Origin of the sequence: Actinomadura roseirufa, from assembly GCF_900659635.1 — a bacterium.
Taxonomy (GTDB): domain Bacteria; phylum Actinomycetota; class Actinomycetes; order Streptosporangiales; family Streptosporangiaceae; genus Spirillospora; species Spirillospora roseirufa.
The window spans coordinates 1-3,866 of sequence record NZ_CAACVB010000456.1; the positions used below are offsets into that span (position 1 = coordinate 1).

The 3,866-nt window shown below is 76.2% G+C and carries 4 protein-coding genes and 1 pseudogene; 2 read left to right on the plus strand and 3 right to left on the minus strand.

The annotated features are described in order from the left end of the window. A pseudogene (locus tag E1291_RS39965) lies at positions 1-410 on the plus strand (hypothetical protein); the annotation flags it as partial. Positions 411-456: 46 nt separating this feature from the next. Here the strand turns inward: E1291_RS39965 and E1291_RS39970 are convergent. Together E1291_RS39970 and E1291_RS39975 are read right to left on the minus strand one after the other, a co-directional pair. Next, positions 457-1,272 carry an ABC transporter permease gene (locus E1291_RS39970; protein ID WP_131743203.1) on the minus strand — a complete coding sequence of 272 codons (816 nt, stop codon included), beginning with the start codon at positions 1,270-1,272 and terminating at the stop codon, positions 457-459. Then, the gene (locus E1291_RS39975; RefSeq protein ID WP_131743204.1) at positions 1,269-2,270 is read right to left on the minus strand and encodes an ATP-binding cassette domain-containing protein; all 1,002 of its coding nucleotides are present in this window, start codon (positions 2,268-2,270) and stop codon (positions 1,269-1,271) included. Before E1291_RS39975 ends, E1291_RS39970 begins: the two co-directional genes overlap by 4 nt. Positions 2,271-2,364: 94 nt before the next feature. Here E1291_RS39975 and E1291_RS39980 point away from each other — a divergent pair, with 94 nt between their 5' ends. Next, on the plus strand, positions 2,365-3,141 hold the full coding sequence (locus E1291_RS39980; protein ID WP_131743205.1) for a TetR/AcrR family transcriptional regulator: 777 nt from the start codon (positions 2,365-2,367) through the stop codon (positions 3,139-3,141). A 225-nt stretch (positions 3,142-3,366) separates the two neighbouring features. On the opposite strand, the gene E1291_RS39985 is transcribed toward E1291_RS39980, so the two are convergent. Beyond that, on the minus strand, positions 3,367-3,866 hold a 500-nt coding region (locus E1291_RS39985), incomplete at its 5' end, for an ATP-dependent helicase C-terminal domain-containing protein (protein ID WP_278045315.1).

Sequence of the window (3,866 nt, forward strand, 5' to 3'; positions counted from 1 at the left end):
CCGGCCGCGCCGCGGACGCCCTCGGCGGCGTGCCCGCGGCGCCCTGGGAGGCGGCGCTCGGCCGGGTCGTCCCCGGGCAGGCGTGGCTGATCCAGGAGGGCCCGCTGGACGGCGACCGCCTGGTCTGCGAGTTCCGCTACGCCGGGGCGGGCACCGTGGGGGCGCACGCGCTGGCCGTCCGGCTCGCCCACGGCGGCGCGCCGGCCGAGATCGTGGTCGTGGGGGACGTGCCCGCGCTGATGGCGGCGGCCCGGCAGGCGGTGCAGGCCGAGCTGTGCGTCGTCCAGCCCTACGACTCCGCCGCCGCGGGCGGCAGGCTCCGCGCCGCCCTGGACGGCGCGGAGCCCCTTCCTGAGGCGTGCTACCCGGCTCTGGCCCTGGCGCGCCACCGGGCGGCCGCGCTCCCCTAGCGGGCCGTCGACGGGTCGCCCACGGGCCCCCTCGGCGACCCGGCCCTCACCGGGCCATGGCGCGGAAGCGGCGTGCCGCCAGCGGGAAGAACACCGCCGTGATCAGCAGCGGCCACGCCACGGCCAGCAGGACGCTGTGCCGCCCGGCCCAGGATCCGCCGGCCGGGGCGGGGTCGCCGAACAGCTCACGGCAGGCGGTGACGGTCGCCGACATCGGGTTCCACTCGGCGATCACGCCGAGCCAGTCCGGCATGGTCGCGGGCGCGACCATGGCGCTGGACAGGAACCCGATCGGCCACACCAGCATCTGCACGGTCGCCACCGACTCCGGCCCCTTGGCGCCGAGGCCCAGGTAGACCCCCGTCCAGATGAGCGCGAAGCGCAGCAGGAGCAGCAGGCCGAACCCGGCGAGCGCCCGCCCGGCGCCGTCGCCCGCGCGCCAGCCGATCGCCAGCCCGCAGCACGCCATGACCACGAGCGCGGCGACCGAGTGCAGCAGGTCGGCGACGCCGCGCCCGGCGATCACCGCGGACGGCGCGGTGGGCATGGCGCGGAACCGGTCGGTGACGCCGCGGGCCTTGTCCCCGGCGATCTCGGCGAACGTCGTCTCCACGCCGAACAGCATGGTCATCGCGAACATGCCCGGCACGATGAACGCGCGGTAACCGCCGCCGCCGGGCACCTCCATCTGCCCGCCGAACAGGTAGCCCATCAGCAGCACGACGACCACGGGGAACAGCAGCGCGACGGCCACGTCGCCGGGCCGCCGCGCCCAGTGCGCGAGGGCGCGCCCGGTCAGCGTCCGGGTGTCGGCGACGGCCCAGCGCAGCCGCCCGAGCGGGGTCTCCGGCAGGGGCATCATGCGGGCACCTCCTTCTGCTCGGTGTCGTCCTTCTGTCCGGTGTCGCCCTGCTGCCGGTCGCCGGTGAGGCGCAGGAACGCCTCGTCCAGCGTGGGCCGCCGCAGGACGATGTCGGCGACGCGGACGCCCGCTCCGTCCAGGGCCCGCACGACCTCGATCAGCACGGCCGCGCCGCCCGCGTCGGCGGGCGCCCCCACGCGCAGGGCGCCCGGGTCGACCTCCGCCCTCGCCCCGGCGGCCCGCGCGACGATCTCGGCGGCGGCGGTGAGCGCGGCGGGGTCCTCGAGCACGACCTCGATCCGGCCGCCGCCGACCCGCGCCTTGAGGTCGCCGGGGCTGCCCTCAGCGATGACCCTGCCGCGGTCGATCACCGAGATCCCGTCGGCGAGTCGGTCGGCCTCCTCCAGGTACTGCGTGGTGAGCAGGACGGTCGTTCCGCCGCCCACCAGCGCGCGGACCTCGTCCCACACCTCGGCGCGGGCGCGCGGGTCCAGACCGGTGGTCGGCTCGTCCAGGAACAGGACGGGCGGCGCGAGGATCATGCCGGCCGCCAGGTCCAGGCGGCGCCGCATGCCGCCGGAGTAGCTCCCGGCGGGCCGCCCGGCCGCCTCGGTCAGCCGGAACCGCTCCAGCAGCTCCTCGGCCCGCCGCCGGGCCGCGCGCGGGCCGAGGTGGCACAGCCGGCCGAACATGACGAGGTTCCGCCGCCCGCTGAGCACCTCGTCCACGGCCGCGTGCTGCCCGACGAGCCCGACGCCGGCCCGCACCCGGGCGGCGGCGCGCACCACGTCGTGCCCGGCGACGGTGGCGCGGCCGCCGTCCGGCCTGGCCAGCGTGGTCAGCACGCGTACGGCGGTCGTCTTGCCCGCGCCGTTCGGGCCGAGCAGTCCGTGCACGGTCCCGGCGGGCACCCGCAGGTCCAGCCCGGCGAGGGCCTCGGTGTCGCCGTAGCGCTTGCGCAGCCCCTCGGCGACGACCGCGAACTCTGATGTGGTCATGGGTCTCCTGAAACTCCGTACGACATACGGATTAACCATCGCGGAGACTATAACGTACGTCGTACGGAGTTTCTTCCCTGCCAGGATGGGAGCGATGACGACCGAGTACAGCGGGAGCGGGGATCCCAGGCGCAGCCTCGAACTGCTCTGGAACGCCCAGGCCAGGCCCAGGCGCGGCCCCAAGCCCCGCCTGACCGTGGACGCGATCGTCCGCGCCGCGATCGCCGTGGCCGACGCCGAGGGCCTGGAGGCGCTGTCCATGCGCCGCGTCGCCGACGAACTCGGCGTCGCCACCATGACCCTCTACACCTACGTGCCGAGCAAGGCCGAGCTGATCGACGTCATGCTCGACCGCGCCGCCGGCGAGCTCACCCCCGCCGACGCCGTCCCCGGCGGCTGGCGCGCCCGCCTGGAGCACATCGCCCGCGACAACTGGGCGCTCTACCACCGCCACCCGTGGCTGCTGCAGGTCGCCGCCGTCCGCCCGCCGATGGGCCCGAACCTGCTGGCCAAGTACGAGTTCGAACTGCGCGCCGTGGAGGGCGTGGGCCTCACCGACCTGGAGATGGACGCGGTCATCGCCCTCGTCACGGGCTTCGCCCAGAGCTCGGCGCGCGTCTCGGTCAACGCCGCCGAGGCCGAGCGCCGCAGCGGCATCAGCGACGCCGAATGGTGGGCGGCCATCGCCCCCGTCCTGGAGACGCTCAGCGACCCCGCCGCCTATCCCCTCGGCAGCCGCGTCGGCACCGCCGCCGGGCAGGAGTACAACGCCGCCGTCGCCCCCGCCCGCGCCTTCGAGTTCGGCCTCCAGCGCATCCTCGACGGCATCGAAGGACTACTAACGCAAGACCGGCCCAAGGGACACGCCTAGCTCGTCCCTTGACCGTTCTTGGTGCGAGCGCGCTGTGTTCACTGCAATCCCGGCCCACGGGCTCGCCTGGCGGCTCGCCCGTGACCGTGCTTGTGCGAGCGCGAATCGCTTCGCGATCTTCCCGGCGGGGCTCGCCTCCGGCTTCGCCCCGCCGGTCAGGGCGCGCGCTCGCGTGGCGGCTGGGGACCCGGGCCGGGAGTGGACGGGGCGCACCCGCCGTGACGGCTATCGCCTGGGATTGGTGCGTTTGGTGGGGGCGGCGGTCGTGGGGTCCTCGGGCCAGGGGTGGCGGGGGTAGCGGCCGCGCAGCTCGGCGCGGACGGCCCGGTAGCCCTCCCGCCAGAACGCCGCCAGATCCGCGGTGACGGCGGCGGGACGCCCGGCCGGCGACAGCAGGTGCACCACCAGCGGGACGCGCCCGCCCGCCAGGCGCGGCGCCGCGTCCCAGCCGAACAGCTCCTGGAGCTTCACCGCGAGGACGGGCCGCTCCGCCGTGTAGTCGACGCGGATCCGCGACCCCGACGGCACCTCCACCCGCTCCGGGGCCAGCTCGTCCAGCCGTCCGGCGGCCTCCCAGGGCAGCAGCCCGCGCAGCGCCGCGGCGACGTCCAGCCGCGCGAGGTCGGCCCGGCGCCGCACGCCCGCCGCCTCCATCCAGGCGGGGACGGCGGCCAGCAGCGTCGTCAGGTGCGGGGCGAAGGACACCAGCTCGCCCGGGACGGCGT

Coding starts and splice junctions, on each gene's coding strand:
- E1291_RS39980 (WP_131743205.1), top strand. CDS start 2,365: ATGACGACCGAGTACAGCGGGAGCGGGGATCCCAGGCGCAGCCTCGAA.
- E1291_RS39975 (WP_131743204.1), bottom strand. CDS start 2,270: ATGACCACATCAGAGTTCGCGGTCGTCGCCGAGGGGCTGCGCAAGCGC.
- E1291_RS39970 (WP_131743203.1), bottom strand. CDS start 1,272: ATGATGCCCCTGCCGGAGACCCCGCTCGGGCGGCTGCGCTGGGCCGTC.